1 protein-coding gene is annotated in these 2,579 nt (G+C 40.9%); it reads left to right on the forward strand.

Annotated features, from left to right (window positions below; translation table 11 throughout):
• Positions 1-2,100 (forward strand): hypothetical protein (locus tag RYL88_RS12670; protein ID WP_314991791.1); only part of this gene is annotated, 2,100 nt, incomplete at its 5' end.
• Positions 2,101-2,579 lie beyond the last annotated feature (479 nt).

Here is a 2,579-nt window from a genome sequence, read left to right on the forward strand (position 1 = left end):
GGTAAGATAATCACTACTAGAAACGTGAGCCTAACCTCTACTACGGATAAAGAGGATGCTAGTGTTTCTTACGGTTTTATAGGTTATCACGATACCGTTCCCGCAAATGTATATAAAGTAAATAATGCAACTATAAACGCTACCGGACAAAAGACGTTAGACGTTGCTTCAATTAATGCCGTGGGGGACGTAAATTTAACTACGCACTTTACGCAGCAAGGTTCAAGAGCTAACTATGGAGCCAATATTAACGCCTATACTATAGGTAGAAACGTCACTATAAAACATACCTCCGAGACAAACGTAACTGACGGCGAGCTGTATGTGAGAAATCTTTTAAAAGCTAGCGGCGACCTAAACGTAACCGCTAGCGGATATAAAACGTTAAAGATAGGCGACACGACAAACGCTACTCAAGTAGGAGGTGCCGCAAATATCAATACCACGGCTACCGTAGCCGGCAGTACGATTACTTTCGTAATGGGTATAACAGGAGCTACTAACGGCATAAACATAAATGCAAGCGCGGCTAACGGGGTGAGGGATGCCGTACTATCATATGGATCTTTGATAGCTAATGCAAAAGATATCAACATAACTACGACGAATCAAAAGACTGTTACGATCGGGGCTATAAATGCCGGCGGAAATACTGCCGCTACCAGAGGAGACGTAAATATCTCCATGACTACGGATATAGACGGTAGCGCCGTAACTACGGGCCGCATTTCATCTAATATGAAAAATGCTACCTTGAAATTTGAAGGACAAAAAACCTTGACCGTCGGTGACGTAGTGGCAGAGGAGTATTTAACCTCGGGAGTTAAAAATTTCGGTAAAATAAATATCGACGTCAAGGGCAACGGAAGCGAAGCAGCGGCTACTTTCGGTAACATATCCGGCGTAAATGTGGCTTTTAATGCAAATAACCTAAAAAATCTCACCTTGGGCGCGGTAACTGCTGAAAAAGACTTAACTATAAAAACAGGAACAAATAATAACCTAGATAAGGTAGTATTCTTGGGTAATATAACCGGCAAAACTGTGAACATAGACGCGTCGAATGCGACCGCTCCTCTTACGGATACGGATACTTCAACACCTACGCCGCCTGTAGTAAACGTATTTGTAAAGAGTGAAGCGAATATAAAAACTTACGGAGCTGATTCTCTAAATACTTTTCTTATTAAGCTTAATCCTACGTTAGCATCGGAGAAGGACTTTACGGCAAATTTAACGAACGTGAGGGGTATCATAAACTCTAACACGGGCGCTAATAGTATAACGGAAACATTGACCGTAAAAGGCGGCGTAACAAATCCGGATAGCGTAGCAGTCGCATATAATCCCGTACATTACGGAGGAATCTCTCTGGCTAATTATGCAACGCTAACTATAGAGACCGGCAATATGACGGCTCTAAAAAGTATAGATTATAGCGCCTACCATAATACTATAGGTCAAGCTCACGTCCAAGCGGCAAATGAGGCGCTGGAGTCTATCATAGGCTCTAATACCACTAGAACCTATATAGACGTGGTTTCTACGGGTTCGTCTACTAAAATAAAGAACATAAAGACCGGTGCAGGAAACGATCTCGTGGATTTTCAAAAAACCCAAGAAAACAACGTGAGGGTAGAGCTAGGCGCAGGCAACGACGAGATACGCCTACAAAGCGCTCTAAGAGAGAATAAGAAATTCGAAATCAGCGGCGGAGCCGGTAACGATAAATTTATCTTGGGAGCTGCCAAAACAGACGCTAGCGCTAGTAAATACGTAACCATCACGGATATAGCTAGGGGTGATAAGATAAATTTAGGAACGGCTACGGCTTTTGAAAAATATACCGCCACTAACCTAGATAGCGAAGCCACCCTAAAAGATGCGATAAATAAGGTTTTAACAAGTAGCGGCGCTAACGTGGCTAATAAAATCTGGGCGTTTTCTTACGGTAACGAGACGTATCTAGTAAGGGATGACGACGGCAACAATACGGCTCTAAGCGGAGCCGATAACCTAGTCAAGCTTGCGGGTCTAGCGCACTTTGACTACTTTAGCGCAAATCTAAACTCAAATCTCCTAGAGATAACCAACGCGTAATCTAAATTTAAAGGAGCAAAATCGCTCCTTTACTAACCTGCGGGACTAAATTTAACGTCCCGCAAGCTTCTTTAAATCCGCCCGTAAAATCAAAAGCAATCCATAATCCGTCTAAATTCGTTTATCTTTAAACCGCGTATGGTTTTGCTGCAAATCGCTACTAGACTAAAGGCTTAAAGTTTTGGCGTTAGTAAAAGTCCTGCCGTATCCTTTAGGCGGCTACCAATATACCGTAACAGTTTAAGAACTTTGTTAAATTTGATCCATTTCTTACAATTTTTGAATTTATGATTGTTTTGATATTAAATTCTAGAAAACGAATTTTAACATTAACTTTAAATATCTCTAAATTTAACCTCTATTTTTACATTTGCTAGAATTTTTAAAAACATTTTTTGTATTTTTATGGTAAAATCGCGTATTTTAAAGATACCCAAACCTCAAGAAACACATTAAAAAGGAGTCCTTAATGGCAGTAA

It is taken from the genome of uncultured Campylobacter sp., from assembly GCF_963517995.1.
GTDB lineage: Bacteria > Campylobacterota > Campylobacteria > Campylobacterales > Campylobacteraceae > Campylobacter_A.